Here is an 18452-nt window from a genome sequence, read left to right as displayed (position 1 = left end):
TTTAGGTGATCCCGATCTGCGTCAAGACAGCGTCGATCGGGGTCTCATCTTGGATGGTCATGCGCACAGGTAAGGTAAGCACCTTCATTTGAAAGGCGTGGGGCAAACGCACCGCGTCTTTTTCCGTTGTAACCAGTTGTGCATCCAATGTTGCGGCCTCAATTTCAAGCCGTTTCATCAAGGTGAGGGGTAGGGGCTGATGATCGCGCAAAGCCTCTTTGCGGATCAATGTTGCCCCCAATCCCTCCAGAGTCGCAAAGAACTTTTCGGGATGACCAATGCCGGCAAAGGCCAATGCGCGCAGACCGTTCCAGTCCATGCCTGTCTCAAGTGGCGCAAGCTGGGCGCGAACTTGTGGCAGTGAAATATGACCACCCCAAGTCGTATCAAATCGCGATTGTGCTGCTGCATCGCCGATGGAAATGACGATATCCCCACGCTTTAGACCCACATCAACAGGTTCTCGCAGTGGCCCTGCAGGCATCACCCGTCCATTACCAAAACCACGATGGGCATCGACCACAACAAAGGTGGCGTCTTTGATAACGGACGGATTTTGCATGCCGTCATCTAACAAAATAACATCCGCGCCACCCGCTTCAGCAGCTTTCACACCAAGCGCGCGATCTTTAGACACCCAAACTGGCGCAAAAGCCGCGATCAATAACGGCTCATCCCCGACATCATCTGCAGAGTGCTCACGTTCCACAACGCGCACGGGGCCTGCGAATTTGCCGCCATAGCCACGCGACACCACGTGAACGGTTTTGCCCATCGCTTGCAGTTTTTGCACCAGTGCGATCACGGTGGGGGTTTTGCCGGTGCCGCCTGCGTTGATATTGCCGATGCAAATCACAGGGACAGAGGCTTTGTAACCGGATTGCGCCACGCGCCGCGCCGTGGCGTTGGCATAGACCTGCGCCAAAGGGGACAGCAGCTTTGATTGCCAGCCGGGCCGCTTGGGCGTATTGGACCAAAACGACGGAGGGGTCATGCCATCATCTCTTCGCGCATATCCAAAATGTCTTGGGTCAAAGCCGCCACTCGATCTGTCATTTCCGCCCCTGTTGAGCACACATCCCACGCAGCGCTGGCCATTAATGCGGCACTGTCAGGGGCCAATAGTTCGTTGATTGCATCGCCTAAACTGGTGCCACATTTTATCACGCGCGTGGCCTTGGCGGCGCGAAACCGTGCATATCCGTTGGTATGATTGGACACATTCGGCCCATGAACGATTGCCGAGCCAAATACCGCTGCGGCGTAGGGGTCGGTTCCGCCTGCATTGACGATGGACTGACCCAAAAACGACACGGGCGCGAGGCGATACCACAGACCGTCCTCTTCGCCAGCAATTACGATCAGCACCTGAACGGGCTCTGAAATTTTTGCGTGGTCGGCGCGTGATGCGGCGTTTAACCCTTGGTCGGCGCAATGGGTTTCGATCAGGGGAATCATATTGGGATCTTGAGTTGAGACGATTAACAGCAATCGGTGGGCGCGCCGCAGCGCTGCCTTGTGGGCGCGCATGACGTCGTTGATTTCACCGGTGGCAATATTTGCTGCGAACCAAACTGGGCGGGTGCCGATCTCGGCTGATAGCGTTTCCAATTCGGTTTCATCGAACTGAGGCACGGTTGCACCTTCTTCCATATAACCAAGAATTTCGATGTTATCGGTACTGAGGCCTGCGCGGCGCCACGAAATCGACTGGTTCGCGTTGGCTGCGAATACATGTTCGAATAACCCCAATGTGGCATTGCGAAGCCCAGGAATAATTTGAGGGATCGCGAGTACATTTTGGCTATTTGGTGCATCGATGGATATCGACGGAACGCCGCGCAGGCGGGCTTTCTCGATCAAGGCTGGGCGAAACCCACCGCCAACCCAAATCAAACAATCGGGTTCCCAATGGGCAAAAAACCGACAGATAATAGACAGGCGTTCGTCGGGAGCCTGTGTCATCAACAGCCCTTCAGGCAATTTGTCAGGCAGGGGCGCTTTAAAAGTGATGGTCAAAAGTCCATGCAAATCGGGTTCGTTTTCACGTAACCGGCGAAACAGTTCAAGGCAGGCGGGAATTGCGCGTTCGGTTCCTGCCGTCATCCAAATAAGCCGTCCCTTGGGGCGTTCTGGCAGATTTCGCGCAAGTCGCTGGTTGCGCACGTCATCGGTGATAGCGCGCGATTGGACCAGTTGGTCAAGCAGATGAACAGTGGACGCCTCGGATCGAGACGAAAACGCCGAATATGCGATGAGAGATAGGGATCTGGCCATGCGGCCTAAGCCTTACGTGTCGGGATCTTGAGCTGCGGGAGCTGTGGCGTCTACGTCACGCAGACTGCTTAGATCCGCAATGAAATACCGCATATGCGCGTTGTCTACAGTGCGCTGAGCTTCGGCCTTCCACGCAGAATGTGCGGCAGGGTAGTCTGGAAAAATGCCGACCACATGAATGTCGTCTACGTTTCGGAAAGTCGTTGTCGATGGGTCAACCAATTCGCCACCAAAGACCAAATGCAAGCGTTGTGTCATTTTTCTCTCCGTTTGAGGATCTAAGCCGCACCCTAGTCTAATGCCGTCCATGGTCAAGATGTGCGATGTGAATGATTAAAAATTAGGCGATATGGTTTTGTTGCCAAAAAAACGGGCGCTAACTGTTGTTCTTTGTCTGCGGTTTGGCTCATTATTAGGCATGTCTATGACACCAAATACAGCGACGAAATTGATCGTCTTCACCGACCTTGATGGCACTTTGCTTGATCACGATAGTTACAGTTGGTCTCCGGCTATACCCGCGCTTGAAATGATGAAAACACTTGGCGTGCCGCTTGTTTTGGCCAGTTCTAAAACGGCTTATGAACTTGTTGTTCTGCGCAAAGAGTTGGGGTTTGAACACTGTCCTGCTATCGTTGAAAACGGCGCAGGGTTGCTGCCTGCCTTTAAGGAACCAGATCAAAACGCAGCACAACACACACAAATTTTAACGGCTTTGTCTGATCTGCCGCCCGCGTTACGTGTGCAGTATGAAGGGTTTTCCGATTGGAGCGATGCAGAGTGTGCTGAGAAAACGGGGCTTCCTTTGGCGCAAGCGAGAAGCGCGCGACAACGCCAGTTTTCAGAACCGGGCCTTTGGTCTGGTACGCAAGATGAATTGCAAGATTTCGAGACAAAATTGGCTAAAAAGGGCATTTTTGCGCGCCAAGGTGGTCGCTATTTGACCCTATCGTTTGGCGCGACCAAGGCTGACTGGATGTCCAAAATTTTGGATGGTTTTAACCCGAAGCCGTTCACAATGGCGTTGGGCGATGCGCCCAATGATGTCGAAATGATTGTTGAGGCTGACTTCGGTGTTATCATCAACAACACGCATGGTGCAGGTATCCCTCGGCAAAGTGATACAGCCGAGGCGTCGATTGTCAGAACAACACAGTCTGGCCCCAAGGGCTGGAATATTGAGGTGCAAGCGCGCCTCAAACAGTTATATGTAGAAGAGGAATAGAGTATGGCAGATTTTCACCAAGGTGGGCATGTCGCCACGCTGCACAATCTTCGCGTTCATCAACCCGAGGCATTGGTCAGCGAACTTGAAGCCTTTGCCGCCTCGCGCAAAATCACTCTGATTCTGCCGTCGCTGTTTTCCGAGCTTGAGGGCGAAGCGCTGCCCGATATCATTGATGAGTTGAACAAGGTCAACTTTATCCACCGCATTGTCATTGGTCTGGATCGCGCCAACGAGGAACAATACCGTTATGCGCTGAAATTCTTTTCCAAGCTCAAAGCAGACCATGTTGTATTGTGGAACGACGGGCCACGGTTGAGTGCTGTGGATGAGAAACTTCAAAACCTCAAACTGTCACCAAGTGAACCTGGCAAAGGACGAAATGTTTGGTTTTGTATGGGCTACACGATTGCTCAAGCCGACAGTGCCGTGGTGGCGGTGCACGACTGTGATGTGTTGACCTATAGTGCCGATATGTTAGCGAGATTGGTGTACCCTGTAACCAATCCTCGCTTTCCCTATCAGATGTCGAAAGGCTTTTACCCGCGTGTGGCAGAAGGCAAATTGAACGGGCGCGTGTCGCGCCTTTTGGTCACGCCGATCTTGAGCGCCATGGCGAAAGTCTTGGGGCCACGCGAGTATTTGGATTTCATTTCCGACTTCCGTTATCCTCTGGCGGGCGAGTTCGCGATGCGCACATCTATTTTGCCAGATATGCGTATTCCCTCGGATTGGGGGCTGGAAATTGGACTGCTGTCAGAGGCTTGGCGCAACCTGTCACCGCGTTCTGTCTGTCAGGTTGAGATTTCAGATCGCTATGATCACAAGCACCAAGTGCTATCCGAAGAAGACGCCTCTCAGGGCTTGTCGCGGATGTCTGTCGATATTTGCAAGGCGCTGTATCGCAAGTTGGCCGCAGACGGCACGGTGTTTTCCGAAGAGATTTTCCGTTCCATCAAAGCCACGTATTTCCGCGATGCTCTTGATTTGATAGAGACCTATTTTAACGACGCGCAAATGAACGGATTGCATGTCGATCGCCACGTCGAAGAAAAAACGGTTGAGCTGTTCGCGTCAAACATCATGCACGCGGGTCAGGTGTTTTTGGACAATCCGATGGAGACGCCGTTTATTCCCAACTGGTCGCGCGTTCATGCCGCCGACCCCGATATTACCACGTCGATGTTGGATGCTGTTGCGCAGGATATGAAAGACTTCGGTTCCGATAAGACGTAGGGCTTCATAAGGTCTATACTGCGGGCGCAAGTCGTTCCAAAATGCGGTCAGTCAAAATCGGATTGGCTGCAATAAACCCGTCAAAGGCAGGCGTTAGATTATTGAATTCTGGCGCTTTGCCATGGCGGTCTGTCACTTTCGCGCCAGCTTCCGTCGCGATCAGCGTGCCTGCGGCGACATCCCATTCCCAAGTGTTGCGCAAGGCCAGCATCGCGTCATAACGACCTTCGCCAACAAGCGACATGCGGTAGGCCAACGACGATCGAAACTTGCGGGCAAAGTCTGGGCAACCATCAAGCCAATACTCGGGCAAAAGATTGCGACCTGTTGTCAACAGACGCGTGTTCGTAAGGTCTTGGTGCTGGCTGACGTGCAAGGGCATTCCGTTCAAAGTGGCCCCATGGCCTGTCCGTGCTGCATACAGACGTTTGCGTATCGGCAAATAAACCACCGCCGCAATCACTTGGCCCTGTTCAACCACAGCTAAGGAATGTGCCCAATTGTGATCGCCTTCGATAAAGCTGCGGGTGCCATCAATCGGATCGACTATGAACACGCGATCTTTTGACAATCTAGCATCCGTGTCGTGGGTTTCTTCAGACAGCCAGCCATAATCAGGCCGTGTGCCCAACAGCTTGGCGTGCAGCATGCGATCGACTGCCAAATCTGCTTCGGTCACGGGGCCTGCGCCGTCTTCTTTGTCCCATGATTTTGGGTGCTTGCGCCAAAAGGGGCATGCGATATCGCCTGCGGCCTTGGCTGCTTCGATCAAAAGGGTAAGATCATCATGCGCCTGCAATGGTCATACCTTCTACCAACAAGGATGGTACAACGCGGCTGAGATGCGTACGTGCGTCGTTGGCTGGGATGATGCTTTTCAACATTTCTCGCAGGTTGCCCGCAATGGTGCATTCATTGACGGGATAGGTGATCTCGCCATTCTCGACCCAAAATCCGGACGCACCACGTGAATAATCACCAGTCGTCGGATTGATCGATGAGCCGATCATCGAGGTGACCAAAAGCCCCGTGCCCATGTCTTTGATCAAGGCATCGCGCGACTGATCGCCTTGGGTTAGAGACACATTTGTCGGTGACGGTGAGGGCGGGGAGCTGACCCCGCGCGAGGCATTTGAGGTGCTGCTCAGCCCAAGTTGACGCGCTGTCGCCAAATCCATAGTCCAGCCCATCAAGACACCGTTTTCAACGATGGCGCGCTCGGCTGTGGGCAGACCTTCGGCATCAAACAACCGCGACCCAGAGGTGCGTTTGCGATGTGGTAATTCGGTGACGTTTAAATTTTTTGGCAAAACCTGTTCGCCCAATCCATCACGCAGCCAACTTGACCCGCGCGCGATGGCCCCCCCGTTGACCGCTGCCAAAAGGTGACCAAGCAAGGTGGATGACACACGTTCATCAAAGAGCACTGGAAAGGATCCGGTTTTGGGCTTGCGTGCCCCAACGCGGGCCAGCGTGTTTTGTGCCGCGCGCAGTCCGATCTCTTCTGCGCTCATCAAATCCGATTGAAATATCCGACTGTCGCCAAAGTAATCGCGCTCCATATCAGATCCAGAGCCCGCAATCGCGACACAGCTGAGCGCGCGATCAGAGCGCTCATATCCGCCCTCAAACCCGTTGCTCATGGCAATGTGAATTTGACGACGCCCATATGCGGCCGAGGCCGATTGCACCTGTGAAATACCATCACAGCCCAAAGCAATGGCTTCGGTACGGCGTGCGTCCTCTTCCAATTCGGCCGCTGGCGGTTCATCCGTTGGATCAAACATTTCCAACACACTGCAATCGCGATTATTGGCCAGCTGGCTTGCATCCGCGAGACCAATATAGGGATCATCGGGCGACAGCTTTGCCATAGCGACAGCACGCTCTGCGATGGTTTGGATGGTCGCATCACGCACATCAGAGGCCGACACACAGGCTTGCTTTTGCCCGATCAGCACCCGCAATCCGATGTCCACGCTTTCAGAGCGCTCGGCATGTTCCAGCGCACCGCCGCGCACGTCTATCGACACGGATGTGCCAGTGATGGCGATGGCATCGGCTGCATCCGCACCGTTGGCTTTTGCGGCTTTCAAAAGGGCAGCGGTCAGCTGTGAAAGGTCTTTATGCATGGCGTCCTCGGGTAAACTTTGGTGGATGGCGCGAGGGACGCGCTATCCGAAAGGGCCTTAAAATGGCAGGGGTTGCCCGTTGACGGTCACGTTGCCTGCCTCGTCCAATATGACATCCGTGATGAACGAGTCTTCGCCTTCGCCGGGGCGCGCGAACATGCTGAGCATCACTTTGGCAGTGGTGCTCATTTGTGGTGGAACGAGCCCAGTTTGCGCCAATGTGTCGATCAAGGCGTTGCCGCCGGTCAATGACAGCGTTGCTTGCGCCGTTTTAAAGGGCAAATCCGCACCTTTAAAATCACCTTGATCGACAAATAGCGCATCGCCTGTACCTGTCAATGTGGCGCCCGCGACAGACAAAAACAGCTCGTTGAGCATCAGGTTTGTAGGAAACAGCGGCAATCCGTCCTCGCTTTTAGTCATGATCTCAGTCGGGTTCAGCAGGTCCACGTTCAGCATCATATCGCCACTGACATCAAGTTTCAGCGTGGCAGGGTCATGCGCCATTTGCGCGCTGGGGTCGAGGATCATCCAAGCGATCTCAGGCAGACGTAGGTTTTCAAGTGCGAGCTTCAGGCCAAAGGATTTTTCATCTTCACTGGCCAAGAACGGCATAGTTAAACTGAAATCAGTGCTTTCAATGCCGAAATCAACCTGTGGGAAAGGAATAGCAGAGCCATCCAGAACAACTTCGGTATTGGTCGTTGTGCCAGCATAGGTCAACGCCCCATCCGTAACGGTCATGCCAAGTGTCGAGGCCTCGGTTTCACCGACGATATGCATCATCTGTTCAGCGCCGCCCGTCGTTACCTCAAACGCGGTATTTCCCATTGTATAAGTGCCAGTACCATTCAGCGTTTCGAGGAACCCAAGGGGCGAATCTGGCGGGGTGGCGCTGGTGGTGAAATTAGCATTCAGGTTGAAAGGCGCGATTTTGTAGCTCGTGTATAGTGTAATGTCTGGTGTTGTTCCATCAGACATCATGCTGACTGCATCGGCCTGCATATCCCATGATGATGATACATCATCACCAGAGGTCGTTTGGGTTGCAACGCCTTGTACGCCAAGCAGCGTGATGATTTGTTCAGGAACGAGCGCAATTCCGTCTTTGACCTGCTTCTGGGTGGCGTATGTGATCGATCCGGTCAAAATATCAAAGCTCAAATCGTCAGCGGTGCCCGACGCAATCATCACGTTGTCCATGGCCATGGTGCTTGTGATGGCCATCGGTTCCATCCCAAGATCGAGACGTCCTTCAACGAACATATTGTAAGTCACAACATCGGGGATCTTAATCTCGACTTTGCCACCGCTCATTTGCGTCATGATGATTTGAGGAATGGTGCCGTTGAGGGACATAATATCAGAAAGCCCAGGCATGGTGATGGACACGTCATGTGCAATCAGCGTGTCACCCGTGTCTTTCAGCTCAGCTGCAGTCCATGTCTGGCCAGAAATTTTGGCCATCAACAAACCTTGCGCCCAAACCTCTTGTGGTGTGACGTCAGCAAACGCTGTCGTTGCGGAAAAAAGAGCCGTACTCGCAACCAGAAACGACGTATGATATTTCATATCTTATCCAATCAAAACTTTGCACCAGAGTCTCATGCAATCGAAGGGATGGTCAAGGCTGGATGCCGCATCAAATGCGCATTAGAGTCGGGAAAACGGCAAAGGGATCAGATGATCGATTTATCCGCAAAATAATGGCGATCCCTTATACTTTGCGCAAAGGCATTGGACTGACAAAATGATTGATGTGACCCGTGATGACGACTTTTGGATAGTGACCTTAAACCGGTCTGAAAAAGCCGATGCTTTGACTGCAGGTATGCTGAGAACACTGTTCATGATTGACCTGCGTGACACCGCCAAGGTCTCTCATAATCCAGGCATCAAAGGATTGATTTCCCAATGACCCAAAATCTACCTATCGAGACGGTAGAAGCACTTGTCATCGGGGCTGGACCGGCAGGGCTTATGGCCGCTGAAGAACTGGGGCGGGCTGGCGTTCAGGTTATCATCGTCGATGCCATGCCGTCCCCCGCGCGTAAGTTTTTGATGGCTGGAAAGTCGGGACTAAATCTGACGAAAAGCGAAGATATGGGTGTTTTCCTAAGTCAATTTTCACCTTGTCCACCTGCTTTGAAAATGGCGTTGGATGCCTTTGGTCCAACTGAGGTTTCAGCATGGGCAGAATCCCTTGGACAATCTGTTTTCATAGGATCAACGGGGCGGGTGTTTCCCAAAACGATGAAGGCCTCGCCGTTGTTGCGCGCATGGCTTGCACGGCTTGATGGCTACGGTGTGGGGCTGCGCCGTCAGTGGCGTTTGATTGGGTTTGATCAAAAGACTGCGGTTTTTGAGACACCTGACGGTGAACGTCGCATTCAAGCTAAAGCAACAGTGCTCGCTATGGGGGGGGCAAGTTGGGCCAGATTAGGCTCGAATGGCGCATGGGCCGAGTCCATGCTTCCTGCGCAGATCGCACCGTTTAAGCCGGCGAATTCTGCGCTATCCTTCTCATGGAGTCCGCATATGGCGCGGCATTTTGGTCGCGCGGTCAAAGGCGTGTCTTTGTGTTGTGGGCCGTATCGATCACGTGGTGAATTTGTCATTTCTAAACGCGGGCTGGAAGGCGGGGGGATCTATTCTGTGTCCCGTGGTGTGCGCGACGGACATAAATTGTATATTGATCTGCTGCCCGACATGCCTTTGGATATTGTGACATCGACCCTAAATCGGCGTAAATCAAAAGAAACGGTGGCGAATTTCTTGCGAAAATCCTTGCGTCTGACGCCAGAAAAAATAGCGCTCGTAATGGAATTTTCCCGCCCACTGCCTAGCGATCTTGCACCGGTATTGAAAGGTTTGAAGATTGCAGCCGCAACGTTGCGTCCGATGGATGAAGCCATTTCCACGGCGGGCGGTTTGCGGTTTGATGGCCTCAGTGAAACACTTGAGCTTGCCTATATGCAGGGCGTATTTGCTTGCGGAGAAATGCTGGATTGGGAAGCGCCCACGGGGGGCTATTTGCTAACGGCTTGTTTGGCCACGGGCAAGCTTGCAGGGCAGGCTGCTAGCGACGTTGTGCGAGCATCGCAAGGCGAATAAGCGCGCGTTCCATCACGGCCATATTGGGGGCTTTGGACGCAGATCGCAGCGTCAAATCTGTATCGGTCAGCACCCCAAGGGCCACTTCCAATTTATACATGCCCCAACTGCTTGCCTGACGGGTCATCTTGTCACGACGCGGTCCGAAAATCGGTGGACGCGCGCGCGCGATACCTGCAGACGCGCCACCCGGATCAGACGCTGCCGCGTGCAGGGCACGAAAATGGCGCATGGCAAAAATCGAGATGGCGACAGGATCGATGCCTTGGCCTTCGATTTTGCGCATGATTGGGCCCAGTTCAACTGTGCGCCCTTCGGCAACGATATTAAGCACATCGTCAACATCGGCCTCCGATGTGGCAGGGGCGCAGTTGATGATATCGTCAGAGGTCACAGCCGTCGCATCGCCGATTTTATATAGTGCGAGCTTTTCCAACGTTTGACGAAAATCACCGGGATCCAAGCTGCGCGACAGCACTTCGATATCGGTCATCGCATCGGGGGAAATTGTACCGATGCCTGACTTTTTCAAAGTCTCTTCGATTTCGGCGCGGGATGGCGGATCGGCATAGATCGCGGCGGCAAAAGCATTGGGGTGCGATTCGAAAAACTTGCGCAGCTTGGACGTCGCTTTGAGATTGCCCGCTGTGATCACCACCTGCGCATCACCGTTTTGCCAATCGGCCATCGCTTCGATGATCACAGGGGCCAGCTGTTCGGTGACATCCTCAACAAAGGCCACGCGTGGACCTGGGAAAAATCCTTGAGCTTTGATCGCGTCCGCGAGCATGGATTTGTCTTTGCGCAGCTCGCCCGCTGACATGCGTGTTAGGCGCATTTCTTCTTCGCCTTGCGGGCCGATCAATGCATTGATGAGGTCTTGGCGTTTGAGCGCAATACGCATGGCGTCAGCGCCAAAAAATAATACTCCAGCCTTGTTAGGGTCTGGTTTCGCGAAATATCCAACAGATTCGCGAGGGGACAGTTTCATGCTGTTGCTGCCATTTTTGCATGAATTTGTGCTGCGATTTGATCGGCCAAAATCGACATCAAGCGGTCATAGGCATCGCGTGTTGCGGAGACAGATGACACCGTTGATCCTGTTGCAGAATAGGCGGTAAAGCTGCGGACCTCACCAGAGGCAGCAGTTTGTCCGTCGCTGGTGCGTACCAATGTGTACTTGGCAGAGCCTGTGACGTGATAACGCGTGATCTCTTGGTCTGTTGTGATGCCAAGTCCGTCTTCGTCTGTGTCGATTGAGAAGGTCAAAAGATATTGTTCATCGGTGGCCTGCGCAAAAATGCTTTCGAGCTCATGTGCCAGCGTAAAGCCTTCGCGCGTGTCTGAAGATTCGACACGAATCTTGCCGCGTAGTTTTGAAGCCGTGCCATTTGGGCCATAAGCAGGTTGAAAACCGCAGCCCGCGAGGGCCACGGCAGAAAGCAAAAAGGTTCTGCGATTAAACAACAACATTGACGATACGCCCTGGCACCACGATGAGTTTTTTCGGTTGCCCACCATCGAGCGCCCGCACAACAACGTCGGTCTTTAGGACAAGCTTTTCAACCGCTTCTTTCGACATGTCTTTGGGCACTGTGATTTCAGCGCGGCGTTTGCCGTTGATCTGGATTGGCATGGTAACGGAATCTTCCACCAACATGGCCTCATCCGCGACGGGCCAAGGGGCGTGTACGATCAGGCCTTCGCCCCCCAAAAGCGACCACATTTCCTCGGCCAAATGCGGCGTCATTGGCGACATCAATTGCGCCAATGTTTTCAGCGCAAAGCGTTTCGCCTCGCGACCTGCTTTGGATTTGGCGATGAAATTGGTGAAACCATACAGCTTGGCGATAGACGCGTTAAACCCAAAACTGTCGACGCCCAAAGTCACCTCGACGATGGCTTTATGTGCGGTGCGAATCAGATCTTCGTCGCCTGTGCCTTGCTCAGGTTGATCGCCAAGCTCAGCTGCCAAGCGGTGCACACGGGTGAGGTGCTTGGCAGAGGCTTCCGCTCCAGAGGCGGTCCATTCCACATCGCGTTCGGGCGGGCTGTCGGACAGCACAAACCAACGGGCCGTGTCTGCGCCGTATTGTTTGATGATCTCAACTGGATCGACGACATTGTTCTTGGATTTCGACATCTTAGCTGATGGAATCACGGTGATTTTTTCGCCTGTGGCTGCCACAACAGTCTCGCCATCGCGTTCTTCCACTTCCTCTGGGTAGTGGAAAATCGCGCGGCCATGCTCATCAGTGCGCTCTGCGTTTTGATAGATCGCATGGGTGACCATGCCTTGGGTGAACAATGCGTTGAACGGCTCGCGGGCGCTGTCTGGCAGGTGGCCTGTTTCATTCATCGCGCGGGCAAAGAACCGCGAATAGAGCAGATGCAAAATCGCGTGTTCGATGCCGCCGATGTATTGATCGACATTCATCCAGTAATCGGCGTCTTCCGCGATTGTGGGTGTCGTGGCCTGAGGCGCAGTAAAGCGTGCGTAATACCAAGAGCTGTCGACGAATGTGTCCATCGTGTCGGTTTCGCGCAGCGCATCTTTGCCGCAATTTGGGCAAGCGCAGTTGCGCCATGTCGGGTGACGATCCAGCGGGTTGCCTGGGATGTCAAAGCTCACATCATCAGGCAGCTCAATCGGCAGGTTTTCTTTTTTCTCGGGCACAACACCACAGGCATCACAATGGACAACAGGGATCGGGCAGCCCCAGTAGCGTTGGCGCGACAAGCCCCAATCGCGCAGGCGATATTTGGTCACGCCTGTGCCAACGCCGTTTGATTCGCAAAAATCAACAGCGGCCTCGACAGCCTCGTCGCCAGTTTGAACCTCTTCACCGCTAAAGCCACGGATAAAGCGAACCTTTTCGGATTTGAGCGGCACATAGGCCTCATTCGCTTTGGCCTCGCCCTCAATCGGTTCAAAAACAGGTGCGATCGGCAGGTCGTATTTGGTGGCGAATTCGAAGTCGCGCTGATCATGCGCAGGGCAACCAAAGACAGCGCCTGTGCCGTAATCCATCAAGATAAAATTGGCGATGTAAACTGGTAATTCCCAAGCGGTATCAAAAGGATGACGCACTTTCAGACCAGTGTTCAATCCCAGCTTTTCAGCCTTTTCAATCGCTTCTGCCGTGGTGCCACCTTTGCGGCACTCTTCGCAGAAGGCCGCGATTTCGGGATTCTCGTCAGCAAGCGCTTTGGCCAGCGGGTGATCCGCAGAAATGCCAACAAAAGACGCGCCGTTCAATGTGTCAGGACGTGTGGTGTAAACCTCGATCCGATCTTGATTGGCAGGGCCGTCGATCAACGAGAACGAAAACTGCAATCCGCGAGATTTGCCAATCCAGTTTTTTTGCATGGTTTTGACCTTGTCGGGCCAATTGTCCAAATGGTCGATCGATTCCAAAAGGTCTTCGGAATAGTCGGAAATTTTAAAGAACCACTGCGTTAACTCGCGACGTTCCACCAAAGCGCCAGAACGCCAGCCGCGGCCATCTTCGACCTGCTCGTTGGCAAGCACAGTCATGTCGATGGGATCCCAATTGACCACAGCGTTTTTGCGGTACACCAAGCCTTTGTCGAGCATATCGATAAACATAGACTGCTGCTGACCGTAATATTCAGGATCACAGGTCGCAAACATCCGCGTCCAATCTATCGACAGGCCGAGCGGTTTCATTTGATCGACCATGGTGTCGATATTGGCGTAGGTCCATGTTTTCGGGTGTCCGCCAGAGGCCATCGCAGCATTTTCGGCGGGCATGCCAAAGGCGTCAAAGCCCATAGGGTGCAAGACGTTATGGCCAGTTGAAGATTTATACCGCGCCACAACATCGCCCATGGTGTAGTTGCGTACGTGTCCGATGTGGATACGGCCCGAAGGATAGGGGAACATCTCAAGCACGTAATATTTGGGCTTGCTTTCATCACGTTTGGCAAGAAAGACCTCGCCTTCGTTCCAAGCTTTCTGCCATTTGGGTTCAAGGTCGGCAGGAGTGTAGCTGGTCATGTGTCGTATCCTTCGGGTCTTCATCAAAACGCCGAGCACGTCGGCTCGGCGTGATCTTAAGGTATGGTTTTAACGCGGTGGCGCTTGCGTTACTTACCGCTGCGCAACTGGCGCGCGCGAGTTAAAATTGCGTCTTCGACAGCGTGAACAGTGTCGTTGGTCACAGCGCCGCCGCGGGTATAAAGGGACAGGTTCAAAGTGCGTGCATCAAGCGCGGGATCGGTGACGTGAATCACTGCGCGATAGCTGCGTCCGCCGCCGGGGGGCGTGCCGTATCCGGTGATGATCACACCAGTGAACGGATCAGCCGATTGCACAGGCAGAAAGGACAGCACATCAAGGGCTGCGTTCCAGATGTATTTGTTGACTTGCGCGCCAGCTTCCAGTGAACCACGTCCACCACCAAGAACTTTGCGACGATTGGCTTGTTCGATCACGATCACTTCGCCAGTGGCCAACTCAACAGCTTGGCCCGTTTTGCGGGTGTCCACGGTTTCGCCCGCGACTTGGGTCGTGCGCCCGCCGCCTGACAAAGATCCTGATCCGATCGACCCGACGCTATTGCCAACAGATCCAAGACTGCCATTGCCGCAGCCGGTCAAAGTGAAAGCGGCTGCTAGGCCGAGCAGAGCGGTGGTTTTCAAGCGGAGCATACTGTGGTTTCCCTAACGATCAATCGCGGCAACCGTATCGCCCAATGTCAGGATGAACAAGACCTTTGGCAGCGCCGAGGCGCGTGCAAAGCAAAGACCTGCACAACGAAAAGGGCCGCCCCCGAAGGAGCGGCCCTAGAAAGTCTAAAGTCTTAGTGACTTAGAAGCTCAAAGAAAGTGCAACTGTTGTACCGTCGAGAAGCTCGTAGCCGCCAACAACTGTGTCGATGTCGTCACCGCCGCCAACGTTTGTTTGGTCAGCGTAGGAAGCAAGAACAGATGCGCCGCCACCGAGGTCGTATTCAGCGATGAAGTAAGCGCCGAAATCGTCGTCTGTGAGGCTGTCACCGTCAACGTAACCAACTGTAAGTACCAGCTCGTCCATTGTGTATGAACCGCCGAGGCCGTACTCGTCAGAACCGTTGAGTGATTTGTAGTAAGCTTTTGCTTCGATTGCGTTCGCAGCGTATGCAACGGACACACCGTAGTTGTCGTCGAGAGCTGTTTCAGACACGTAGAATGCGCCAAGAGTGATGTCGCCAACTGGGTATGAAACTTCGATACCTGTTGAAGATTCACCTTCTGAGTCAGCGTATGCAACAGTTACGTCAGCACCAGCGAATGATGTACCAACAGCAAGAGCAAAGATCTCTTCGTATGTGTAGTCGCCGTTAGCGATCGCGTCTGCAGAAGACTCAGCCGCTGTAACTGCTTCTTGGTATGCAGCAGAGAAGCTTACGTTGCCGAATTCGCCTTTAACACCGACAGAAGTCTGGAATGTTTCGCCAGTGTCTGTGTCTACGCCAGTAGAGATTGCGCCTTCGATGCCGCCGAACATACCGGAAACTTTAAGAACGTCTTCGCCGTCAACTGCGGAGAAGTTGTCTTCGTCCATTTCAGAAACGCCAGAGAAGTATTCAGCAGCTGCGTACTCTGTATCGCCGAATGTCAAAGCGTATGTGCCGTTAGACAAAGACAAAGTGAGATTGTCGTCTGAAGTGAAGTCATCGTCGTTGTTTGAGCTGAACTCTTCGAGTTCAAAACCGTAAGTTACAGTCGCTGTCCAACCGTTGTTCAACTCTTGTGACATAGTTACGTCGAGATCAACGTCAGCGTAAACGCCGTCAGTGTGATCGTCGTTGTAGCCCAATGTCGCTGAACCGGAGAATGAAACGTCAGCTGATGCGGCGCCAGCGAAGGCGACGATGGCAGCTGAGGAGAGAAGAATCTTTTTCATTGTTACCCTCGTGGATTTGAAAAATTTGTTCATGCTAGGTCGTCCAGCACATGACGAGACATTTGCGGCTTATCTGGCTTTGGGTCAAGTGAACTGAGACGGTGTGATGCGCTCTGGCAATAAATGATGCAACTTGGTCACACACCGGTTGCATCACCAGCCTGCACTGGCCTAAACATCCCTTAATGATCAAGTTTTATTGGGTTTGGAGGCCGTCATGGGGCTGAGCGATATTCAAAATAGAGTCGAAAAAGAGGCCCTTCGCGTGGGCAGAGACCCCAAAACGGCACAGCTTATCGCAGTTTCAAAGGTTCAGCCGAATGCGCGAGTCGAACAGGTTTTGCAGCAAGGGCAGCGAGTCTTTGGCGAAAATCGCGTTCAAGAGGCGGCTGGAAAGTGGCCTGCGTTCAAAGAAGTCTACGCGGGCGTCGAGTTGCATTTGATCGGACCGATGCAATCGAACAAGGTGCGACAAGCGATGGGTCTGTTCGATGTCATCCATACAGTGGACCGTCCTAAGATCGCGCAGACAATTGCGCGTATCAAAGACGAGACAGGATCTTGCCCGCGTCTTTATATACAGGTCAACACTGGGGCAGAGCCGCAAAAAGCGGGCGTTTTGCCCGACGAGGCCGACGCCTTTATAGAGATGTGTAAAGAATTGGGCCTGCCGATTGAGGGGCTGATGTGTATCCCGCCCTCTGATCAAGACCCGTCCGCGCATTTCGCGCTATTGGCCGATATCGCCAAACGCAATGGCTTGGGCGGTCTATCGATGGGCATGTCGGGTGATTTCGAGCAGGCCATCGCACATGGCGCGACATATGTACGTGTTGGGTCTGCGATCTTTGGCGAGCGGACGCACGAAGGCACGTAAATCAGCTAGGCCATAAGTCTAGCGTATTATAAGACGGGTGCTGGGTGTCAGGTGTTCCACGATCCAACGTAAATGATCGGCACGAAAAGCCACGCAGCCCTCAGTCGGATAACGGGGTCTGCGCCAGCGGTGCATAAAAATGGCTGAGCCTTTATGTGCTGTGGCGTCTGGCCGGTTCCAATCGGTGATCACCACAAGGTCATATAGACGGTCCCCGCGGCGCAGTTTTTCGTGACTGGATCCAAAAGGTGCTTTGACCAATAGATTATAATCAGGGTGATCGGGCGCATCGCACCACAGATCACGAGGCAGAATCATCTCAGCATTGATCGGTCCCGTGATTGAGGGCGTTCGATCGGCGCGATACAGCACGCCTGGCATCGCATGCACACCACGTGGAGAGGCTCCATCGCCCTCGCGTTTGTCAGATGTGGTGCCGCCTTTGCCGAAAGAGCAGGGAAAACGCCGCCCCATAAAGCGTGCACCCCATTTGGTGACGACAATGTCTTTGGCTGAGATCGGCGCATTTACAGGGCGCATTATAGTAAGTGTCCTGATTTTTCCGCCTTGGTCGCAAGATAAGCGCTGTTGTGACTGTTTTTGCCAACTTCCAACGGCACGCGAGACACGACCTCGATGCCCTGATCTTGCATACGGGCGATCTTGGCGGGGTTGTTCGTCATCAAATTGACCGCGCTGAATCCCATTTCTTTCAAGATAGCCGCCCCGATACGGAAATCACGTTCGTCGTCCTCAAACCCAAGACGGTGATTGGCTTCTACCGTATCAAAGCCTTGGTCTTGTAACGAATAGGCGCGCATTTTGTTGGCGTGGCCGATGCCGCGCCCTTCTTGGTTAAGGTATAACAACACGCCGCTGCCCATTTCACCCATATGTGTCAAAGCAGCATGCAGCTGTGGGCCGCAATCGCATTTGAGCGAGCCAAATATATCGCCAGTAAAGCAGGCCGAATGCAGGCGGGCCAGAACAGGCGCATTCCTGTCGGGTTTGCCAATTTCGATGGCAAAATGCTCTGTGCCACCATCATCGGGGCGAAACACATGCACCCGTCCGGCGTTATGGGCCGCAAGTGGCACGCGGGCGTGCACCACATCCTGCAGCGGCGCGAGCAGTGACATATAAGGAGAGGCCTCCTCTGCGGGAACCACGGTCAAACCATTCTGTGCCGCAAGGGTCATTGCGTTATCAGTGTTCACAAGTAAGACAGCGGGCAGCAGTTGCGCAGATTTGGCCAGCTTGATTGCAGCGCGGTGACGTTCGGCGCAGCCCTCGCGCGCACTGACAAAGGGCCCTTTCAGTGGCGAGGCCAAATCATCCGCAGGGTTTGCTATGGCTTCGATCCACGATGTTTTGGCATCTGCGGGCAATTCCAGCCGCGCGATATCACCGTCATAGGCAGGCGCTTTAAGCGTCGTGGCCCTGCGCGCGGTGATGGCCAGTACAACAGGCCCGATGGATTTAAATGTTTCTAGCCTGTCTTTGGATAGATGTTCTGCCGCAATCGCCAAAGACATACCTGTGGCCGAGCGCAACACAATCGGCACCCCCATACGCAAATCAGCGCGGGCGCGGGCGATCAGTTCGGGCAGGCTAGGGGCTAGGCTCATGTTAATTTCCATAAATATCACTGCGCTATGTGTAGTGAGCTTTTTCAGAAAG

18 protein-coding genes are annotated in these 18452 nt (G+C 53.6%); 5 read left to right on the top strand and 13 right to left on the bottom strand.

Going from position 1 to position 18452, the window contains the following annotated elements; all coding sequences use genetic code 11:
• Position 1 precedes the first annotated feature (1 nt).
• From lpxK to KO497_RS06375, 3 genes are read right to left on the bottom strand one after another with little or no spacing between them, the layout of a single operon-like run.
• A complete protein-coding gene (lpxK, locus tag KO497_RS06385; RefSeq protein ID WP_215943135.1) occupies positions 2–994 on the bottom strand; it encodes a tetraacyldisaccharide 4'-kinase in 993 nt (330 codons plus the stop codon).
• Positions 991–2277, bottom strand: a complete 1287-nt coding sequence (locus tag KO497_RS06380) for a 3-deoxy-D-manno-octulosonic acid transferase (RefSeq protein ID WP_215943134.1) — start codon at positions 2275–2277, stop codon at positions 991–993. Before KO497_RS06380 ends, lpxK begins: the two co-directional genes overlap by 4 nt.
• Positions 2278–2289: 12 nt before the next feature.
• Positions 2290–2535: a DUF4170 domain-containing protein gene (locus tag KO497_RS06375; RefSeq protein ID WP_215943133.1), complete on the bottom strand. Its 246-nt coding sequence runs from the start codon at positions 2533–2535 to the stop codon at positions 2290–2292.
• 166 nt (positions 2536–2701) lie between these two features.
• Here KO497_RS06375 and KO497_RS06370 point away from each other — a divergent pair, with 166 nt between their 5' ends.
• Both KO497_RS06370 and KO497_RS06365 read left to right on the top strand, forming a co-directional pair.
• Positions 2702–3502: an HAD-IIB family hydrolase gene (locus KO497_RS06370; protein ID WP_215943132.1), complete on the top strand. Its 801-nt coding sequence runs from the start codon at positions 2702–2704 to the stop codon at positions 3500–3502.
• A gap of 3 nt (positions 3503–3505) precedes the next feature.
• A complete protein-coding gene (locus KO497_RS06365; protein WP_215943131.1) occupies positions 3506–4738 on the top strand; it encodes a glycosyl transferase in 1233 nt (410 codons plus the stop codon).
• Between the two features lie 13 nt (positions 4739–4751).
• On the opposite strand, the gene KO497_RS06360 is transcribed toward KO497_RS06365, so the two are convergent.
• The 3 genes from KO497_RS06360 to KO497_RS06350 are packed head-to-tail and all read right to left on the bottom strand — an operon-like array spanning position 4752 to position 8442.
• Positions 4752–5537: an inositol monophosphatase family protein gene (locus KO497_RS06360; RefSeq protein WP_215943130.1), complete on the bottom strand. Its 786-nt coding sequence runs from the start codon at positions 5535–5537 to the stop codon at positions 4752–4754.
• Positions 5524–6870 (bottom strand): TldD/PmbA family protein, encoded by a 1347-nt coding sequence (locus KO497_RS06355; protein WP_215943129.1) that lies wholly within the window; start codon positions 6868–6870, stop codon positions 5524–5526. The genes KO497_RS06360 and KO497_RS06355 overlap by 14 nt, the downstream gene beginning before the upstream one ends.
• A gap of 57 nt (positions 6871–6927) precedes the next feature.
• On the bottom strand, positions 6928–8442 hold the full coding sequence (locus tag KO497_RS06350; protein WP_215943128.1) for a DUF2125 domain-containing protein: 1515 nt from the start codon (positions 8440–8442) through the stop codon (positions 6928–6930).
• A 178-nt stretch (positions 8443–8620) separates the two neighbouring features.
• On the opposite strand from KO497_RS06350, the gene KO497_RS06345 reads away from it, so the two are divergent.
• Together KO497_RS06345 and KO497_RS06340 are read left to right on the top strand one after the other, a co-directional pair.
• Positions 8621–8788, top strand: coding sequence for a hypothetical protein (locus KO497_RS06345; RefSeq protein WP_215943127.1), 168 nt, complete (start codon positions 8621–8623; stop codon positions 8786–8788).
• Positions 8785–9984, top strand: coding sequence for a TIGR03862 family flavoprotein (locus KO497_RS06340; protein WP_215943126.1), 1200 nt, complete (start codon positions 8785–8787; stop codon positions 9982–9984). The genes KO497_RS06345 and KO497_RS06340 overlap by 4 nt, the downstream gene beginning before the upstream one ends.
• Here KO497_RS06340 and holA read toward each other — a convergent pair.
• From holA to KO497_RS06315, 5 genes are all read right to left on the bottom strand, one after another.
• A complete protein-coding gene (gene holA / locus KO497_RS06335; RefSeq protein ID WP_215943125.1) occupies positions 9950–10975 on the bottom strand; it encodes a DNA polymerase III subunit delta in 1026 nt (341 codons plus the stop codon). The genes KO497_RS06340 and holA overlap by 35 nt on opposite strands.
• Positions 10972–11457 (bottom strand): LPS assembly lipoprotein LptE, encoded by a 486-nt coding sequence (gene lptE, locus KO497_RS06330; protein WP_215943124.1) that lies wholly within the window; start codon positions 11455–11457, stop codon positions 10972–10974. The genes holA and lptE overlap by 4 nt, the downstream gene beginning before the upstream one ends.
• Positions 11444–14005, bottom strand: a complete 2562-nt coding sequence (gene leuS, locus KO497_RS06325; protein WP_215943123.1) for a leucine--tRNA ligase — start codon at positions 14003–14005, stop codon at positions 11444–11446. The genes lptE and leuS overlap by 14 nt, the downstream gene beginning before the upstream one ends.
• Before the next feature lie 89 nt (positions 14006–14094).
• Complete coding sequence (locus tag KO497_RS06320) at positions 14095–14658, bottom strand: DUF3576 domain-containing protein (RefSeq protein WP_215943122.1); 564 nt, start codon at positions 14656–14658, stop codon at positions 14095–14097.
• A 160-nt stretch (positions 14659–14818) separates the two neighbouring features.
• Positions 14819–15895, bottom strand: a complete 1077-nt coding sequence (locus KO497_RS06315; RefSeq protein WP_215943121.1) for a porin — start codon at positions 15893–15895, stop codon at positions 14819–14821.
• Between the two features lie 217 nt (positions 15896–16112).
• On the opposite strand from KO497_RS06315, the gene KO497_RS06310 reads away from it, so the two are divergent.
• Complete coding sequence (locus KO497_RS06310; protein ID WP_215943120.1) at positions 16113–16772, top strand: YggS family pyridoxal phosphate-dependent enzyme; 660 nt, start codon at positions 16113–16115, stop codon at positions 16770–16772.
• Between the two features lie 18 nt (positions 16773–16790).
• Here KO497_RS06310 and KO497_RS06305 read toward each other — a convergent pair whose 3' ends face one another.
• Positions 16791–17312 carry a L,D-transpeptidase family protein gene (locus tag KO497_RS06305; RefSeq protein ID WP_252729543.1) on the bottom strand — a complete coding sequence of 174 codons (522 nt, stop codon included), beginning with the start codon at positions 17310–17312 and terminating at the stop codon, positions 16791–16793.
• Positions 17312–18400, bottom strand: a complete 1089-nt coding sequence (gene ribA, locus KO497_RS06300; RefSeq protein ID WP_215943119.1) for a GTP cyclohydrolase II — start codon at positions 18398–18400, stop codon at positions 17312–17314. Before ribA ends, KO497_RS06305 begins: the two co-directional genes overlap by 1 nt.
• Positions 18401–18452: the final 52 nt, after the last annotated feature.

The sequence above is a fragment of the Pacificibacter marinus genome, assembly GCF_018860665.1.
In the GTDB taxonomy this organism is placed as follows: Bacteria; Pseudomonadota; Alphaproteobacteria; order Rhodobacterales; family Rhodobacteraceae; genus Celeribacter; species Celeribacter marinus_A.
The sequence above is the reverse complement of the archived record's forward strand: the minus strand, read 5'-3'. Positions and strand labels throughout refer to the sequence as shown.

Coding starts and splice junctions, on each gene's coding strand:
- KO497_RS06350 (WP_215943128.1), bottom strand. CDS start 8,442: ATGAAATATCATACGTCGTTTCTGGTTGCGAGTACGGCTCTTTTTTCC.
- KO497_RS06365 (WP_215943131.1), top strand. CDS start 3,506: ATGGCAGATTTTCACCAAGGTGGGCATGTCGCCACGCTGCACAATCTT.
- lpxK (WP_215943135.1), bottom strand. CDS start 994: ATGACCCCTCCGTCGTTTTGGTCCAATACGCCCAAGCGGCCCGGCTGG.
- KO497_RS06375 (WP_215943133.1), bottom strand. CDS start 2,535: ATGACACAACGCTTGCATTTGGTCTTTGGTGGCGAATTGGTTGACCCA.
- KO497_RS06305 (WP_252729543.1), bottom strand. CDS start 17,312: ATGCGCCCTGTAAATGCGCCGATCTCAGCCAAAGACATTGTCGTCACC.
- KO497_RS06370 (WP_215943132.1), top strand. CDS start 2,702: ATGACACCAAATACAGCGACGAAATTGATCGTCTTCACCGACCTTGAT.
- KO497_RS06355 (WP_215943129.1), bottom strand. CDS start 6,870: ATGCATAAAGACCTTTCACAGCTGACCGCTGCCCTTTTGAAAGCCGCA.
- lptE (WP_215943124.1), bottom strand. CDS start 11,457: ATGTTGTTGTTTAATCGCAGAACCTTTTTGCTTTCTGCCGTGGCCCTC.
- ribA (WP_215943119.1), bottom strand. CDS start 18,400: ATGAGCCTAGCCCCTAGCCTGCCCGAACTGATCGCCCGCGCCCGCGCT.
- KO497_RS06310 (WP_215943120.1), top strand. CDS start 16,113: ATGGGGCTGAGCGATATTCAAAATAGAGTCGAAAAAGAGGCCCTTCGC.
- leuS (WP_215943123.1), bottom strand. CDS start 14,005: ATGACCAGCTACACTCCTGCCGACCTTGAACCCAAATGGCAGAAAGCT.
- KO497_RS06320 (WP_215943122.1), bottom strand. CDS start 14,658: ATGCTCCGCTTGAAAACCACCGCTCTGCTCGGCCTAGCAGCCGCTTTC.
- KO497_RS06380 (WP_215943134.1), bottom strand. CDS start 2,277: ATGGCCAGATCCCTATCTCTCATCGCATATTCGGCGTTTTCGTCTCGA.
- holA (WP_215943125.1), bottom strand. CDS start 10,975: ATGAAACTGTCCCCTCGCGAATCTGTTGGATATTTCGCGAAACCAGAC.
- KO497_RS06315 (WP_215943121.1), bottom strand. CDS start 15,895: ATGAAAAAGATTCTTCTCTCCTCAGCTGCCATCGTCGCCTTCGCTGGC.
- KO497_RS06340 (WP_215943126.1), top strand. CDS start 8,785: ATGACCCAAAATCTACCTATCGAGACGGTAGAAGCACTTGTCATCGGG.
- KO497_RS06345 (WP_215943127.1), top strand. CDS start 8,621: ATGATTGATGTGACCCGTGATGACGACTTTTGGATAGTGACCTTAAAC.